The sequence below is a fragment of the Spirosoma luteum DSM 19990 genome (genome assembly GCF_000374065.1).
Lineage (GTDB): Bacteria > Bacteroidota > Bacteroidia > Cytophagales > Spirosomataceae > Spirosoma > Spirosoma luteum.
The window spans coordinates 114,612-132,176 of sequence record NZ_KB893250.1; the positions used below are offsets into that span (position 1 = coordinate 114,612).

Annotated in this window: 9 protein-coding genes; 6 read left to right on the forward strand and 3 right to left on the reverse strand. The window is 54.1% G+C overall.

The features are described 5' to 3' along the window. Window positions 1-45 precede the first annotated feature (45 nt). Window positions 46-3,909 (forward strand): hydantoinase B/oxoprolinase family protein, encoded by a 3,864-nt coding sequence (locus tag B156_RS0109395; protein WP_018619431.1) that lies wholly within the window; start codon window positions 46-48, stop codon window positions 3,907-3,909. A gap of 8 nt (window positions 3,910-3,917) precedes the next feature. Here the strand turns inward: B156_RS0109395 and B156_RS0109400 are convergent, their stop codons facing one another. Then, complete coding sequence (locus B156_RS0109400; protein WP_018619432.1) at window positions 3,918-5,672, reverse strand: Ig-like domain-containing domain; 1,755 nt, start codon at window positions 5,670-5,672, stop codon at window positions 3,918-3,920. A 195-nt stretch (window positions 5,673-5,867) separates the two neighbouring features. Here B156_RS0109400 and B156_RS0109405 point away from each other — a divergent pair, with 195 nt between their 5' ends. From B156_RS0109405 to B156_RS0109425, 5 genes are all read left to right on the forward strand, one after another. Beyond that, on the forward strand, window positions 5,868-7,382 hold the full coding sequence (locus tag B156_RS0109405; protein WP_018619433.1) for a hypothetical protein: 1,515 nt from the start codon (window positions 5,868-5,870) through the stop codon (window positions 7,380-7,382). A 91-nt stretch (window positions 7,383-7,473) separates the two neighbouring features. Further along, window positions 7,474-7,917, forward strand: coding sequence for a hypothetical protein (locus tag B156_RS0109410; RefSeq protein ID WP_018619434.1), 444 nt, complete (start codon window positions 7,474-7,476; stop codon window positions 7,915-7,917). A 105-nt stretch (window positions 7,918-8,022) separates the two neighbouring features. After that, a complete protein-coding gene (locus B156_RS0109415) occupies window positions 8,023-9,513 on the forward strand; it encodes a hypothetical protein (RefSeq protein WP_018619435.1) in 1,491 nt (496 codons plus the stop codon). Between the two features lie 112 nt (window positions 9,514-9,625). Then, entirely contained in the window at window positions 9,626-13,060 is a 3,435-nt protein-coding gene (locus B156_RS0109420; protein WP_018619436.1) for an acetate and sugar kinases/Hsc70/actin family protein, read from the forward strand. 129 nt (window positions 13,061-13,189) lie between these two features. Further along, window positions 13,190-14,530 carry a hypothetical protein gene (locus B156_RS0109425; RefSeq protein WP_026260726.1) on the forward strand — a complete coding sequence of 447 codons (1,341 nt, stop codon included), beginning with the start codon at window positions 13,190-13,192 and terminating at the stop codon, window positions 14,528-14,530. Window positions 14,531-14,551: 21 nt separating this feature from the next. Here B156_RS0109425 and B156_RS0109430 read toward each other — a convergent pair whose 3' ends face one another. Both B156_RS0109430 and B156_RS0109435 read right to left on the reverse strand, forming a co-directional pair. After that, a complete protein-coding gene (locus tag B156_RS0109430; protein WP_026260727.1) occupies window positions 14,552-16,279 on the reverse strand; it encodes a sensor histidine kinase in 1,728 nt (575 codons plus the stop codon). Window positions 16,280-16,343: 64 nt separating this feature from the next. Continuing rightward, window positions 16,344-17,468, reverse strand: coding sequence for a sensor protein KdpD (locus B156_RS0109435; RefSeq protein WP_026260728.1), 1,125 nt, complete (start codon window positions 17,466-17,468; stop codon window positions 16,344-16,346). Between the last annotated feature and the right edge of the window lie 97 nt (window positions 17,469-17,565).

Below are 17,565 nucleotides of genomic sequence, written 5' to 3' on the forward strand. Positions count from 1 at the left end.
CTCCTGTTCTCTTTGCCCGACTGGTTGTCAACGGCTCATTGACCCATGTACCAAATCTGGATTGATACGGGCGGTACCTTTACGGATGGCCTGGCCCTGGCCCCCAACGGCAGTCTGCACCGCACCAAAGTTCTGAGCAGCAGCCGATTGCGGGGCCAGTTACTCGATGGCAAATTAGTAGCTCCCTGGCTTACGGCCCCCATTTTCGATGGCTACCAGCTGCGGCTTCTAGAAACCAGTGCCCTATATACAATAGCCTCCTGTAGCCCGGAGGGGCAGATTACCCTGGAAAACGACCAGCCTGCTCCACCTCCGGCCGGTCCATTCGGGCAACCCCATACCGTTGAACTGTTCACCGGCGAAGAAGCTCCCGTATTGGCCACCCGGTTACTCACGAAAACACCACTGACCCAACCGTTTCCTCCCCTGGATATGCGACTGGGCACCACGAAAGGAACCAATGCCCTGCTCGAACGAAAGGGGGGACGCGTTGCCTTGCTGGTCACGAAAGGGTTTAAAGACCTGCTGCTCATCGGAACGCAGCAACGACCCGACCTGTTTCAACTGGCCATCCCCCCCGCCGAAGTCCTGTACGAATCGGTGCTGGAAGTAGTCGAACGCACAGGAGCCGATGGACAGGTGCTTATGCCCCTGTCGGATGAGACGATTGCCGGTTTAATCGAACAATTAAAAAAGACGCACCCGGATGCGGTAGCCATATCGCTCCTGAATGCCTACCGAAACCCGGTCCACGAACGTCAGCTACGCGATGCGCTGGCAACGGCCGGTTTTCCTAACCTGACAATTTCGACCGATGTTTCGGTGACTCCGCAGTACGTTTCCCGCACCCAAACAGCGGTGGTCAATGCGTATCTGACCCCCGTTATGCAGGCGTACCTGACCAATGTACAGCGGCAGCTGGGGATGGAGCATTCGGTTCGGGTGATGACCAGTTCGGGTGGACTGGTACGGGCAGACCTGTTCCAGCCAAAAGATAGTCTGCTCAGTGGCCCGGCGGGGGGCGTTATCGGAGCAGCGGACATTGGCAGCGGGCAACCCGTGCTCACCCTCGACATGGGGGGCACCAGTACCGATGTGGCCCGGATTGACGGAGACGTAGACTATCGCTTTACGACCCGAATCGGCCCGTTCGATTTGCAGTTACCCTCCCTGGCCATCGAAACCGTAGCCGCCGGGGGTGGGTCCGTTTGCTGGTTCGAGACCCACGGGGCCTCTACCGGGCAGTTGCGCGTGGGGCCGCACAGTGCGGGGGCCAACCCCGGCCCAGCCTGCTATGGCGCCACGGCACCCGGGCAGCCGTTGTTGCTCACCATTACCGATGTCAATTTACTACTGGGCAAGCTGCACCCAAAACAGTTCGGCATTCCGGTTTTCCCCGAAAAAGCTGCCATTGCCCTCCAGCGGATTATCGAACAAGTTGGTACGCTGACCGGTACCCAGCCCGATGCGCTAACTATACTGCGCGGCTTTGAGCAGATTGCAAACGAGACAATGGCAGGTGCCATTCGTAAAATTTCCATTGCCCGGGGCTTCGACCCAGTGGACTATCAGTTACTGGTATTCGGGGGGGCGGGTGGCCTGCACGGCTGTGCCATTGCGCAACAACTGGGCATGGAACGGCTGATTTTACCCTTCGATGGCGGGTTACTGAGTGCCTATGGCATTGGGCAGGCGCAGATTGAACGGCTGGCGTCGGTATCGGTATTGCGGTTGTTGACCGATACCGAACATGACCTGCCTACCCTCGTCGATGAACTGATTGATACTGCTACGCAGACACTACGGCAGGATGTTGGCCCTGATGTGCCCGTTATCACCAAAACCCGGTCTGTCTTCCTTAGGCTGCTTGGGCAGGAATCCACCGTTGAAGTTCCGTTTGGCCCGGCATTAGCCGTCGACTTTCAGGAAAAGTACCGGCAGTTGTATGGCCATTTTCCCGGCCAGCATGCGGGGCAGCAACGGCCTATTGAGGTGGAAAGCATCCGGATTATGGTCAGCACGGCGAGAACCGACCAGCCGGTGAGCAGCCCGCCCGTGATTCATCGCCACGCCGTGCCCACCTTTAAGCCCGACATCTACCCCGCCTTCGACTGGACGCAGTTGCAGGAGGGCGACACCTTTCGGGGACCCGCTTTGCTGTTGAATACGACCTCCTCGGCCTTCATCGAACCCGGCTGGCGGATTGTTATTCAGGCGGATAAAAATGCACTGGTCGATTACATCCGGGACACGGAGGAACTCGCCGTTCAGGCGTCAGACGAGGTAATTCAGCTCGAACTATTCACCCAGCGATTCCGGGCCATTGCCGAAGAAATGGGCACCCAACTCCAGCGAACGGCTTTCTCGGTCAACGTGAAAGAGCGGCTCGATTTCTCCTGCGCTCTGCTCGACACCAATGCCGAACTGGTCGCCAACGCCCCGCATATTCCAGTTCATCTGGGTAGCCTGGGCATCTGCGCCCGCCTGATACTGGCCAAAATTCCGATTGGCCCCGGCGATGTGGTCATCACGAATCACCCGAAATACGGCGGCTCGCACTTGCCCGATGTAACGTTGCTGAGTGGTGTTTTTACCGACGATGCCGATGGTAACTCCCAACTGATTGGCTACGTGATTAACCGGGCGCACCACGCCGAAATTGGCGGTAAAGTCCCCGGTTCCATGCCGCCCGATGCCACATCTTTGGTGGAGGAAGGCGTGGTGCTGGAACCCATCTACATCGTGAAAGCCGGTAAATTCCTGTGGGATGACACCGACAACGAACCTGGCAACGGCGTTGCCTGTCGATTTACCGATTGCCCCTACCCCACCCGGTCCCTGGCCGAAAACCGCGCCGACATCGAAGCCGCCCTGGCTTCTTTACAATCGGGCGAAAAAGCCTTGCAAACCCTCGTGCGCCACTACGGACTCGCTACGGTACAGGTGTACATGAAGCGACTGCAACAGTCCGCAACGGATGCCATCCTCGCCGTGCTCAAACCCCTGGCGGGTCAGCAGTTTATGGCCGACGAATCGCTGGACGATGGGCACCGGATAAACCTGCGGATTCAAATTTATGCGGAAGAGCTGGAAACAGAAAAACCGGGTAGTCCGCGCATTCGGTTTGATTTTAGCGGCACATCGGGCGTCCATCCAAATAACCTGAACGCCAATATCTCGATACTCTACAGTGCCGTATTGTACGTACTTCGGCTGTGGTGCGGGCGGGATATCCCGTTGAATGAAGGGTTGATGGCACCCGTGTCGTTAGTACTGCCGGATGCTTCGTTCCTGAATCCGGTCTTTTCGGATGAGGCTGTTTTGTGCCCGGCCGTAGTGGGGGGCAATACCGAAGTGAGTCAGCGCCTGGTGGATACATTGTTGAAAGCCCTCGGACTGGCCGCCTGTAGTCAGGGAACGATGAATAATTTCCTGTTTGGCCAGTCAAACCCGGCCGGTGCTTTAACCACTACAAAACCGTTTGGCTACTACGAAACCATTGGCGGGGGGGCGGGGGCTACCGTGGGGGCAGATGGTCGTTCGGCAGTGCATCAGCACATGACCAACACCAAACTCACCGACCCCGAAGAACTGGAACGGCGCTACCCGGTCCGGCTGCATCAGTTTGCCATTCGGACTGGTTCCGGGGGCGCGGGAACGTGGCGCGGGGGCGACGGCATCATCCGGGAAATCGAGTTTCTGGAACCCGTACAGGCAACCCTGCTAAGTCAGCACCGGGCCGTTGCGCCCTACGGCTTAAATGGCGGTGAACCGGGTAAAACAGGCCAGCAAACGCTAATTTTTGCCGATGGCCGGACAGAATCGCTTCCCGGAATTTTCACGCGGGCTATGCAAACCGGCGAGCGGATACGCATCGAAACACCGGGCGGGGGTGGTGTTTCGAATTGACCGTTAGGTCAGAAATCGATATCGGTCAGTTCAAAATTCTGCTTGACTCGTATCGTGCCGTCCTCTTCGGTACCAGGGGCGTAAATAATCCGCTCCGGCTGGATACCTTTCTGCACGTTGCCAATGTCCCGCTTTCTGTTGCCGTTGCTGTCAATAATCAGCCGGACGCGGTACAGACCCGGTCTTAATCGCCCGAAACTGTAATTCGTTTCTCCATACGCCGTTCGGACAACGGTATACTTTTCATCCAGCAATTCGACAATGAATTTATTGCCCGCCGTGCCAACGGTAGCCAGACTAACGTTACCGGCAATCAGGCCATAGCTATCGTCTTCCGCAATCAGGTAACGAGCCGAATACCGGCCCAGCGTATCGCCCTGAACGCTGATAAAAGTCCCTTTAGGAATTCGGAACAGTAGAGTGTCGCGTAACGGTACGTCGTTACGGGTGGGTCCTTTCTTAATGACCAGACGTGAATTATTATTGCTCCATGTCAGGTTCTCTGCTGTCAGCTTAAGCGGTTTCGTACTGTCGGGACCAATAATGAGTTGTTCTGTTTTGAACTGAAACACCGGCTTATTGAAGACCAGGGTGAAATCCAGATTCCGATCGATCAGTTCACTCGCTGGTGGGGTTATCTGCACGGTGAGTGGTGTCCGGTCTTTAGCTTTCGTTTTCAGGGGCGAAAAATAGATACGCTCCCGCAGCTCGGTCAGGTTACCCACCGAATCTTCGGCCATAATCACAACGTTTATGGTGTCATTAGCCGCCCGGTCGGCTGGTCGGTACAGCCGAATCAGTCTGGGTGTTTCCAGAAATGACACCAGCGAATCGCCCGAGGCTGAAAATGAAGTGGATGTTACTGGGGTTGCCGACGTGGATACAGCCGACGTAGACGTTGCAGTTGTGGAGACGGCGGTTGTAGAAATCATTTTGCCAAAGCGTATTTTGTAATCGGCAATTCCGCTGCTCAGTTCCAGCCCCAGCGTTTCATCGGTGCGTTCGCGTCGGCTGATGCGTGGCTTTCCGTAACCCCGAAAGGCCACCATGTTTACGTCAGTGTAGTTTTTATTCAGGTTCAGGACGCTATCCCGGAAGGCTACGCGCTCGCCCGGTGTGTTGTTCACCAGATTCAAATCTTTATCGTCGAAGCCATACACTTTATACAAACCAGCCTTCACATTTTCGATGCGGTAATTTCCATTACTGTCCGTTCGGGCAAAATACTGCGGGCGTTTCCGGTTAATGGGCAAGGTATCGGTGGAGGCAAAAAGCCCCACTACAAAGCCCAGCAACGGTCGGCGGCTTTCATCGTCCACTACATTGCCCGCCAGAGCGAGCGAATCGATAAAGGGCCCCGTACTAAAAACGACCTTCGTATTTTTAGCGATGTTCCGTTCGGTAATGTCCTTTATGCCATCAGCAAAGTCGATGGTGTAGGTGGTGTTGGGTAGAAAAGGTTTGGCAAAATTTAACCGAATGCCCAGCGGAAGCGTTTTAACAACATACGTATTGCTGTCCTGCGGGGTAATAGTAATTTTTTGCTGTAGATTCTCACTGTTGACGTACTCGTCAAATTCGAGTTCAACGGTTCTACCCTGGTAGTTCAGCTGACGGAAGCTGGGCATGCTCCCAACCACTTTGGGGGCAATGGTATCTTTTTTACCACCCGGTGGCTGAGCCACCTGCGCGCAGTTTTGCAGAAATATAGGAAAAGCCAGAAACAGTACGACTATAAAGTGGCGAAGCGGCATGTTGAACATAATCACAGTACAAAGGTAAACGACCGTTTATCGTTTAGTCGTACCAGTTGACATAAAATGGCTGGCGGCTTCGTTACGTTATGGAGTAATTTAAGAAAATTTAAGGTCACTTAGCGAATGGTAAGGCTGTCCATGCCCGATTTACTACATTTACCGCCTGTCAATGGCATGCTTAACTTTCCGAAAACTCAATTCATGCATCAGCCCCGTCTGTGTTTATTGCTCTTCCTATTTCTATTGGCAGGTGGGCTGTCCAGTTGTTCCAATGCTACCGACGACCTGGACAGCCAGATCAGCGAATCGCTCGAGAATGACAATGCCCTCGACGTTACCGAAAAAGATGCATTGCGCGTATTGATTGTCAGCAAAAGCAAGGAACTGAGCAAAGAACAGAAAACGGCCACGCTCATTACGCCCGATGGCAAAGTGAACGAAGCAGCCCTGACGGCTTACATTAAACGCAACCGGACGTATCGTAGTCTGTCCAAAAAAATTGGCAAAACACCCACGATGGATGAGGAAACTACGGCTACGTCCAGTAAACCGATCAAGCTAAAACTCTACCTCGAAGCCAGTGCCAGTATGTTCCCCTACGATGTTCCGGGCGGGAACGGTGCCTTTAAACGAACCCTCAACGACCTACTAACGGAGTTTGACGCGGTGAATCCGGGGCAGCCTAAACTCTACGTGGTCAATACGGAAGTGAATGACCTGGGCCTGTCGCTGCCGCAGTTTTTCAAGGAGAATAATATCTTCACCGTTGCCAAAACGAAGGGCAAAACGACCAGTACGGATTTCGAAAAAATCTTTGGCGACATTCTCAGCAACACCTCGGGCAACGAACTGAGCGTACTGGTGTCCGACCTGATTTATTCTGACCCCAGCCTGACCGGTATGAGTGCGCAGAAAACCCTGGATGCCGCTACGTCGCTCCTGACTACCGTGTTCAGTCCCTACGCCGGCACGCACTCCATGCTGGTTGTCAAGCTGGAAGGTGGGTACGATGGTACGTATTACAGCTGGAACAACGCGAAGAAAAAGTACACCGGCGACCGGCCCTATTACCTCTGCCTGATTGGCCGCAACGAAACCATGCAGCAATTGTATCAGGACGCAACCTACGAGACCATCCGCCGGTTCGACCAGTTGCCGGGTTATGAAAACTCGTGGTTTTTCGGGCGCGATGCAAAGGCTGTCACGCCTTTTTACAGCATTCTGGTGACCGACCCGGCCCGCAAAGGCCGTTTCAAACGGTCGAATGCCGAAATCAAAAATCATGACAAGGCGGTTCACGCCCTAACCGATGTGCAACCCGACGTAGCTGATAAAAGCCTGACGATTCCCGTTGCGGTCAATTTATCGGCCCTGCGGTTGCCCGCGTCGCTGCTCACCGACCCCAGCCAGTACGAAGTTGTAGGGAAAGATAATTTCCGGGTAACGGCGGTTCAGCCCTACTCGGGAGCTAACGGCACCACGCACAAGCTACTGGTATCAACCAGCAAACCCGCCCGGGGAGAGCGTACCGCTACCATTAAGCTGCGTCGGCAATTTCCGCCCCGCTGGATTGCCAACACGAATACAACCAACGATGCCTCGCCCGATGCCACCTCAACATTCGGCATTCAAAACCTGCTGCAAGGCGTAGAACGAGCTTATAACCCAAACAACCAAACCGAGTATTTCACGCTAACCATTCAAATGAAAGAGTGAAAGAGCGAATGAGCGAAAGAGTGATGGTCCGATATACCGGCTGACGCTTATCTTTCGCTCATTCACTCTTTCATCCTTTCGCTCTTTAAACATGGAAGAATCCCTTTATAACTTTTACAACCTGTTTGTCAACAGCAACCTGCTCGAAGATTTGTATCAGGAACAACTGCTGTCGCCCCTAACCTGGACCGCCGTTGGTATTGCCTTGCTGGTGGCGTTTGCCTTCTATATCTGGCCGCTCAACAAAGTAAGTTTCAGCGGCATGGGCAAATGGCTGCTCATGATGGGCATCAGTGCGCTGGCACTGTTCCTGATTGCGCTGGTTACCTGCTATCAAAAAGCGAATCAGGAAATTCTCCGCGACGAAGCCGACCCCGACCAGGGAACCCTCTTCGACCAGGGCATCAGCGTCTTTTTCAGCTATGCCTTCGAAATGGCCCTGCTGACCGCCGTTATTTTCTTCATCATCTCCATGGTTATGAAGAATTTCAGTAAAAATGCCAAACACCGGCCCATGCTCTGGCCGTCTAAGTAAACTAGTTTACGGTATTCGGTATGCGGTTTACGGTTGGCTTCCGCATCAATAACACGCGCCAGCCAACCGTAAACCGCATACTGTAAACCGAAAACCCTAAAAATTATGCCCAAACTATTTGTATTCGCCATTGGCGGAACCGGCTCGCGGGTGCTGAAAGCCCTGACGTTTTTACTGGCTTCCGGCGTTCAATTGAAAAATACGGACGAGATTATCCCGATTGTGCTGGACCCGCACGCCAACAACGACGACCTTCTGCGGACCAGAGACCTGTTGCGGGAATACGGCAACATCCGGGCGGGCTTACAGACCAAACCTACATCGGGCTTTTTTGGCACCGAAATCAAAACCCTGAACCGGTCTATCGGTGGTAATGCAACCATCGCCGACACCTACGTCTTTGAATTACAGGGCGTCCAGCAGGAGAAATTCCGGGATTACATCAATTTTGATGGGATGGATGCCCCCGCCAAAGCCTTCGCCAGCCTGCTGTTTTCAGACGAGAATCTGGAAACCAAGATGGACATTGGTTTTGTGGGTAACCCGAATATTGGCAGTACCGTGCTAAACCAGTTTCGCAACTCGGATGTGTTCCAGGCGTTTGCCGAAAACTTTGGGGCCAATGACCGGATATTCATTGTCAGTTCCATTTTTGGGGGTACGGGCGCGGCTGGTTTCCCTATTTTGCTCAAGAACATTCGGGGGGCGCAGGCCATCGGACAAATTCCGAATCCGGCGTTTTTGCGCGATGCCAAAATCGGGGCGGTATCGGTCATGCCCTACTTTAGCCTGACCACCAACGACAACAAATTGATTGACCCCGCTTCGTTTATTGCCAAAACGAAAGCCGCCCTCAACTACTACCAGAAGGGAGTGAACCCAGCGGTCAACGCGCTGTATTACATCGGCGACGACCAGACCAAAGCGTACACGTACGACCCCGGCGCGGGTGGCCAAAAAAACGAAGCCCACTTCGTGGAAATGGCGTCGGCGCTGTCCATCGTTGACTTTATGAATACGGACGACAACAGCCTGTCCGTCACCAATGGCAAACCGAATAATCCGGTTTACAAGGAATTTGGCATCGAGCAGGACGGCATCAGTATTCAGTTGGGTAACCTGGCCAACGCCACCAAGCAAATTATCAGCTTACCGCTGTCCAAGATGGCCCTGTTCAGCACCTACCTGAATCAGCGGATCAGGCAGGCGGCTGGTACGGTGCAATGGTCCAAAGCCAATCCGGTTATCTCGACTGCATTCCTGAACTCCGGCTTTTTCAACAGCGTCAAAAACTTCGATACGGGCTTCCGGCAGTGGCTTACCGAGATGCGGGAGAACAAGCGGTCGTTCGAACCGTTTCTGCTCGACGCGCCCAATCTCGGTCATATTGTACGGGGTTTTGAACCCAAAAAGAAGGGAATCTTCGGAGGGGAGTCGGATGTAAAGCTCGACATCGTGGACGACTTCGACCAGACGCTCAACAAAACCGCCGAAGGAAAAGCCTACAGCAGCGAAGCCGATAAACTCATTCAGCTATTTTCGGAAAGTACCGACCAATTCATCCACGACAAACTCCCGAAAGTGTTAGACTACTAAACAGTTTACGGTTTTCGGTTTAGGGTTTACGGTTGGCTGACGCGTCATTTCTTCTCTCTTAGATGCCTCAGTCCACCGTAAACCAAAAACCGAAAACCGTAAACCCCAACTCATGCCTACAACATTCAGCTTACATAACCCTACTCCCGGCCTGCACTGGTACGTTAGCCGCCCCCTCGGCACCGACCAGATTGCGGCTATTCGTGACCCGCAGGGCGGCCAGACCGTAAAGCAGCCAACGTCCATTCCAAGCCCGTTTGCCCGGATGGACCTGGTACGTTCGGCCTTCCTGAACCTGTCCCTCAAACCCGACCTCAACGGCACCGTGAACGACCAGCGCGTTGTTTCGGATGCGCTCGACGTGGGGGAGCTTTTTTTCAATTACGACAAGCTCAAAACCTACATCACCATTACCCCTTTCGATGTTCGCACTGACCTCGACCAGTTGCGGCAATCATCGAACATCGGTCACAAACGGCTGGGCGATGCGCTGAAACTGTTTCTGGACCAGGATGCGCCGGAGTATAACTTCGGTGACATCAACCGGTTGTTTGTGCTGAGTTACCGGGGACGGGTGGTGGGTGGAACATCGCCCAAAACGATGTTTTTCAGTTCGGGAAATGACCTGACCTGGATGGATGTGTCTATGGGCAACGACCGGCTGTTCGACGCATCGGTGTGCCAGCTCCATCAGCGCGATATCGAATACCAGAAATTCTGGTACGCCATCAAGCAGTTCATGCCTAACTTCCGGGACCGTTTCCGTGAAGTAGACGACTACCTGAACCGAAGCCGGAAACTGTTGCAGCAGCAGAACCCGGCGATGTTTTACGAACACATCGAATCGCAGAACGGACAGCCGCTGCTGACGCGGGAAAAGTTCGACCAGGATTTTGACGAGCTCACCACCGGCCCCGGCGATATTGTAGAAGTGCTGGGCTTCCCGCTCCGCAAGAAAAAATCCGATGCCCGCGCTATCGACCAGGTGAGCGATTTCATTATCCGGTCGGACAAGTACGCCCGGCTGAATCCGGGTAAACCGCGCCCCATGGCGTTGCAGAACCGCTTTTTCCGGCAGTTCACCTACGTGCCACAGGCGCAGTGGAACTCGAACACGCCCGTACCCTATTACGCCCGCGAATCGTGGCGCGATAATCAGCGGCCGTTGCCGGGGCAACCGGGCAATTACCCCTGGCTCACCGTCAGCGACTTTCTGGAACCCTACCTTATTCGCCTGCCTTTCCCCACCGACCGGAGCCGTTTCTTCGACGGTAACCTGCAGAGTGCGGCCATGGAGAAAGGGTTTCTGTTACCGCTCAAAAAAGATTTCTTTGACTTCTTTGATGTCGATGACCTGTTCATGAGCCGCGTCCGGCTGAAGATGACGCCACAGGCGGGTGGCATCAACGTTACCCTCGACATTCCCGTTACGGCCCCCAATCAGCCCGGCAATCAGTTTGTTACGTTCGAGCGGTTGTACAGTTCAACGGCGGGTGCCGGTGCGGCCCCCAATGAAGCCACCAATGAGGGTATTATTGTAGAGAACTCGTTCACCGTCAACATCTATCCGTTCGTCCGGTCCGGCTCTGTCACCATCCCGGCCGATTACCGGGTTGAGTTGATTGAGGCCGGTTTCGATAGCCAGAATCAATACGAGCTAACGTATTTTGGCGAACAGAACAATACGCCGGTTACCGTTGAATCGAAGCATCAGCGCACCGTTCGCCAACAGAATACCGACGGGTCGAGTGTTTATTATGTGCTGCGGCAGGAGTTCGATTACCTGCAAACCAACATCCGGGCCGATGGCCGCGAGATGAACGGGCTGCTGGTTCCTCGCTGGCAGGAGTACAACGGCGGCAGCAAGCAGTTTGCCTTCTCGGTCGATTTTGGCACCACCAATACCCACATCGAGTACAGCGTAGACGGTGGCACCCCCCGCCCCTTCGACGTGGCCGAACTAACCCCGCAGGTGGCTACGCTGGTGGCACCGGCGCAGTACAATCCGGCCTTGTTCGAGTTGTTCCTGCTGTACGACCTGGAGTTTGTGCCGCCCACCATTGGCCCTGGCAAACCGGATAGTTTCCCGACACGCACCGCCATTGCCGAACCGATGAACCTGAGTTTCAACCAGCAAACTCAGGCCCTGGCCGATTTTAATATTCCATTCTACGTAGAACGGCAACCGGCGGGTTCCAACCGGATTACCACCAACCTTAAATGGGCCAAAACCAGCGACCAGACCGAACGGCGCGTGGAAGCTTTTCTGGAAGAGTTGCTGATGCTCATCAAGAACAAAGTGCTGACCGAAGGCGGCAACTTGATTCAGACGACGGTGTATTGGTTCTTCCCGGCCAGTATGACTCCCGGCCGGGTAAGTCAACTCCGCGCCGACTGGCAGCAATTGTATGACCGCTACATTGGCGGGGCCGCAGGTCGGCTGCGCGAAGTGTCGGAGTCGGTCGCACCGTTCTATTATTATAAGCAAAACCCTACCCTGAGTGCATCGGCCCGGCCCGTTATCAACATCGACATTGGCGGTGGCACGTCGGATGTGGTAGTATACGAGCGAAACGAGCCCCGTTTGCTGACTTCGTTCCGCTTTGCGGGCAACGCCATCTACGGCGACGCTTTCAGCGAATACGGCGCGGCCAGTCATAACGGTTTCGTCCGGAAATACGCCGATAAAATTCAGACGCTGCTGGAGAGCCAGAGCCTGGGTAATCTGAGCGACAACAACCGCCGGATGCTCGACACAAACCGTTCGGAAGACATTATGGCCTTCTGGTTCTCCATCGAAAGAAGCAACGACGTAAAGGCCAAAAGTATGTTGTCATTCAATGGGATGCTGGCGAAGGATGAGGACCTGAAAGTCGTCTTTGTATTGTTCTATACCGCGCTGCTGTACCACATTGCCCAACTGATGAAGCATCGGGGTATTAATCTGCCGGGCGCCATCACCTTCAGCGGTACGGGGTCTAAATTACTGACCATTATCAGTTCCGACGATGCGATGCTGGGCAAACTGGCGCGGGTAATTTTCGAGAAAGTGTATGAACAAACCTACGATACCAGCGGGCTAACCCTGTTCTACGAGCGTAAGGGGCCGAAAGAGGTAACCAGCAAGGGCGCGTTGATGCAGCCTGCCAACAGCCGTCCGGTGGATACGGAAGCCATCAGCTACGTGTATCCGGCTACGTTCAACGATGAGTTTACCAAGCTGACTTACGCCGATTTGCGGAAGCCGGAGGTAGTGCAGTCCCTGCTGAAAGAAACCAACGCGTTCATTGATTTCTTCTTCGCGGTCAACCAGGAGTTTAGTTTCGTGCGTAACCTGAACGTTTCGGCGCGGGCACTGGTCATTGCGCAGCAGGAATTGCGAACGCATCTGGACACCTCGCTCATGGATGGGATTCAGCGGAAAGAAGGCGATGTAGCCGCCGAGTACAGTGGTATGACCGATGCGCTGGGCGCGCCGATTGAAGAGACCCTGTTCTTCTACCCGCTAATCGGGGCTATCAACAAATTAGCCAATGCACTGGCGTGATTAAATGGACACCGGGTAAGGTACCCTGGGTATCCCAGACTTTAGTGTGAACAGTTTTATCTTATACTATACGCGTAGCCGGACTGAAGCCCGGGGTACCTTAGGTTGTTGTATTGACCAATAAGACGTATGCGAATACTACCCTTTTTAGTACTCATGCTTTCGGCATCGCTATCGTATGCCCAGAGCATCAATCAGGCTGCCGTCGATACCCTGACGAAAGAGGTGGCACTGGCCGTTTTTGCCACCATTAACCAACCCAAAGCGCAGGAGATATACGCTCAGCTAGTGGATTGTGGCGATGGCTGTGAGGCACAGGGAATTATCCGGGCGGTAGGCAGCTGGGATCAGGTAGGCCAGCGAATTCAGCAGCTAAGCCAGCTGCGGGATACCAAAGCCTTTATTGGTATGGGACCGGCTGAGGCCAACGCGGCCATTCGCCGACAGTTAGCCCAGTTCTATCAGCAAAACAAAGCGTATGAAAGTTATCGGAAAGCCCTGCCACCCAGCGTACAACAGCAAATTCTGGCAAAAATTGACCTGATGCTGCCCCCCGGCGTAACGACCGAACCAACACCCACCGTTTCGGACAGTCCGAATACAACCCCAACCCCAACAGTTACCGGCGACGAAGCTGCCATTGACCCGGCTACGTTCCAGATGGGTCAGCTGGAGCGTGAAGTAAAAGAAACTAAGGAAAAACAACTCTGGATGATGATTATAAGTGGCATTGTTGGGCTGGTGATTGGTGCGGGAGCCATCTATCTACTCCTCTACCGGGGCACTGAAGCCGGAGCAAAAGCATTGCTGGATGAAAACAACCGGTTACGCAATTCGCTGGAAACGGCTCAGCGTACCAAACCCGGAAATGATGCCGCTACCAATGCCATACGGCCTGAACACCGGCAGAAAGTGAGTGCTTACGATGCGATTGTAGCCGAGTTAGGGTCCGATAATCCATTGGCGGCAATTCGACAATTAAAACAGAAGGTGTCGGGTAACGTGCCCAGACCAGCCCCTGCCATGCGTTCCGGCGAAGTACGTACGGAGCCTGCCGAGAAGCCGGAACCCGTTCAGGCGTTGCCTCCCGTTGCTGTCACTCCGGTGGCAGAGCCGGTACCAGCGCCAGTCACTACACCCCCGAAACCAGCGGTGTTTTACTTCCCGCCACCCGACCCGAATGGGCAGTTCGATCTGTCGCACAAATCCGAGGCAATCTCCCCGGAGTCGGCGTACCGGTTTAGCATCAGTGCCGAAAACCCGACGGTGGCCAGCTTTCGCTTCGAGGCTGACCCGAACCGGCTGGCTCGTTTCCTGACCTACCGAAATTATATGATTGAACCCGCCTGCGACAGCGAAAATACCTACACCACTACCCACACCCGCGTAGCCATGCGTAAGGATGGCGAAGCGATTTTGGAGAACGGCACCTGGCGGGTGAAAACAAAAGCGCTAATTCGGTACGAGTAATGACTTACCAGCTTACCCATTCTAACTGACAGGCAGGCGAAAGTAAAAGGCAGCGCCATCGGTCACGCGGGTATCCAGTCCAATTTCGCCCTGCATACTCCGGATAAATTCGCTCGAAATAGCCAGCCCCAGACCCGTGCCTCCTGCCGCGCCGTTCTGACCGGTGGCTTTGAAATAACGATCAAACACACGGCCCTGATGTTCGGGGCGAATACCCGCCCCGTGGTCGCGCACCCGAAATTCGACGTAGTTGGTATCAGGTGTTTTGGCTACCTCCACATCAATGGTGCTCTCTTCGGGGCTGTGGCGGACGGCGTTGGAGAGAAAATTAATCAACACCCACGAAGCCTTGTCCGGGTCTGCCGTAACGACGGGCAAATCAACGGGCATCGTCAGCACAATGCGCAAATTTTTCTGTTCGGTCGGCACGCCCAGCGCGTTGACCGCGTACCGAACAATATCAGCAGGGATTACCGGTTGCAATTTCAACTGAATCTGCCCCGACTCTACCTGCGCCATATTGAGCAGTTCGCCGGTCAGGTTAAGCAGCCGGTCAGCATCGGCGCGGATGTTGTTCAATAATGCCTGTTGCTCGTCATTGAGCGACCCAACCCGATTGTCTTCCAATAGCTTAACGCTCGACAGGGGCGTTTTTAACTCGTGTGAAACGGTGGCGATGAAGTTGGTTTTCGCTAGGTCCAGCTCTTTATACGAGGTAATATTCTCGAGCACCACTACGTAGCCTGCCCGCTGGGGTTGCTCTTCACCGGTCCGCGTGATAGCGACAAGGTGCGTACGCCGGTTGAAGTAGTTCTCCTTCCCGTTATCGAAAATTTTCAGTAGGCTGCCCACGTCAGTATCAGGTTCTTTATCGTCCATGACATCCTGAATCAGTGTCCGCATCAGGTCGTTGGTAGCGGCTAGGTCGGGGGCATACCGCCCCACCAGTTGCGTTTCATCCATGCCCAGCAAGCGGCAGGCAACCGGGTTGGCAAACAGAATATACCGATTCTCATCCAGGCCGATGATGCCCTCATTCATGGTGTGAATAAGCGTGTCAATACGTCTTTTTTCGAATAGCACACTGGCGAGGTTAGAGTGCTCATATTCATCCAGTTTCTGCGCCATGGAGTTGAAGGAGCGGGCCAGTTCGCCAAATTCGTCGCTGGATTTAAAATGCAGCCGTTCTTCGAAGTTCCGTTTGGCAATCTGCCGGATACCACGCGTCAGTTCGCGCAACGGGTTAGCTACGTAGCCAGGAAAATTGATGATGAACGAGAAAAGAATCAGAATACTGGCCGTACTCACCACGGCCAGCCACCGCAGCGCGTCTTTAGCCGTTTTACGGGCTACTTCGTTTTTACGAATGATGCCCCGCCGGTTGAGCTCGTCAATCTGAAACAGCGACTGCCGGATTCGATACACGGTAGCCGAATCCCGTGCCCCGATTCGCAGTCGGTTAAACTCCCGGGCCAGGGTTGCGGTCACTTCCTTTTCCCCTACTTCGGTTACGTTCTTTTGTTGTTTTTTTAGGTTTTCCTCAAACGAAAGTAGCGCGTCCGGATCGCCAAGGTTGCTCAGTTGCCGCTGCATGTTCCCCGCGTACTCAAGCGAGATGTAATTATCTGTCAGAATGGCCTGCGAATCGTTGGATAGCTGGTTCAGATAATACGCGCTCAGACCACCAATCAGTAATACAATGGCGAACAGAAAGGTGAGCGCAGAGGCTATTTTGGTTTTGATCGTCATGGTCTTGCGGGCGTACAGAAAAAAAGAGGGAATATTCGTTTCCTGCACGCTCCTTTTTTCTCTTTTACGATAGAATAATCAGGTCGGTATTGGATTCGGTCAGGCGGTTAAGCAACTGGTTAAAGGCGAAGGTTCGTAAAATAATATGAATCAAACTAACATGCGGCTTGCCAATACAGACGGTGGTCACCTTCCGTTTTTCCACCTCTTCCAGCAGGCAGTCAACCACCCTTTTGCCTTTGGCCTGAATGACAACTGCTCCCAGTTCAGTAGCTAATTTAAGGTTATTAATCAGGTGGCGCTGCGTATCGAGCCGAATGCGGTCGGGTGCTTCGGCAGGAGTCTGTACATACAGAACGTACCAGCGCGACTGGTAATAGCCAGCCAGCCGGGCTGTTTTCCGAATCACCCGCCGGGCTGTGTCGGGATTACTGCTGATGCAAGCCAGAAACCGATCGTTTCGCGTTTGGCCACTTACCGGCGTGATCACCTCGATTTTCCGTTCCACGGCCGACGCCACTTCGCGCAGGGCCAGTTCGCGCAGGTGCAGGATCTTGTCGGTCTGAAAAAAGTTGGCCAGCGCCATCTGGACTTTAGCCGGGTCGTAAATTCTCCCCTCCCGCAGTCGCGCAATCAGTTCGTCGGCCGTGAGGTCGATGTTAACGACCTCATCGGCCATTTGCAGCACCCGGTCCGGCACGCGCTCCGCCACGTCGATACCCGTCACGATCCGTACTTCGTCGTACAGGCTTTCGATGTGCTGGATATTGACCGCGCTGATGACGTTGATGCCCGCATCGAGAATGTCGAGCACATCCTGCCAGCGTTTTTCGTTCTTGGACCCTGGGATGTTGGTATGCGCCAGCTCATCGACAATGACCAGTTCAGGATGGCTGTTCAAAATCGCCTGCACATCCATTTCTTCCAGTTCGCGGCCTTTGTAAAATAATTTCCGTCGGAGAATCAGGGGCAGCCCGGCCACCAGCGCCTGCGTTTCGGCCCGGTTGTGGGTTTCGATAAACCCAATTTTCACGTCGATACCACTCCTGAGCAGCACGTGGGCCTCCTGCAACATGCGGTAAGACTTCCCCACGCCCGCGCTCATGCCGATATAGACCTTGAACTTACCGCGCCGGGATTCGCGAATCAGGGCTAAAAACCGGTCAGCGTTCTGGTTGTTGGGGTTCATAGATTCTCTGGGATACAGCAAGCTATTATTTGTCATGCTGAGGAACGAAGTATCTTCGGTAGGTTGAATTTTTGCTACTACCGAAGATGCTTCGTTC

Excerpts from the sequence above, each read along its gene's own strand:
- B156_RS0109395 (WP_018619431.1), top strand. The coding sequence starts at position 46 with ATGTACCAAATCTGGATTGATACGGGCGGTACCTTTACGGATGGCCTG.
- B156_RS0109400 (WP_018619432.1), bottom strand. The coding sequence starts at position 5,672 with ATGTTCAACATGCCGCTTCGCCACTTTATAGTCGTACTGTTTCTGGCT.
- B156_RS0109405 (WP_018619433.1), top strand. The coding sequence starts at position 5,868 with ATGCATCAGCCCCGTCTGTGTTTATTGCTCTTCCTATTTCTATTGGCA.
- B156_RS0109410 (WP_018619434.1), top strand. The coding sequence starts at position 7,474 with ATGGAAGAATCCCTTTATAACTTTTACAACCTGTTTGTCAACAGCAAC.
- B156_RS0109415 (WP_018619435.1), top strand. The coding sequence starts at position 8,023 with ATGCCCAAACTATTTGTATTCGCCATTGGCGGAACCGGCTCGCGGGTG.
- B156_RS0109420 (WP_018619436.1), top strand. The coding sequence starts at position 9,626 with ATGCCTACAACATTCAGCTTACATAACCCTACTCCCGGCCTGCACTGG.
- B156_RS0109425 (WP_026260726.1), top strand. The coding sequence starts at position 13,190 with ATGCGAATACTACCCTTTTTAGTACTCATGCTTTCGGCATCGCTATCG.
- B156_RS0109430 (WP_026260727.1), bottom strand. The coding sequence starts at position 16,279 with ATGACGATCAAAACCAAAATAGCCTCTGCGCTCACCTTTCTGTTCGCC.
- B156_RS0109435 (WP_026260728.1), bottom strand. The coding sequence starts at position 17,468 with ATGAACCCCAACAACCAGAACGCTGACCGGTTTTTAGCCCTGATTCGC.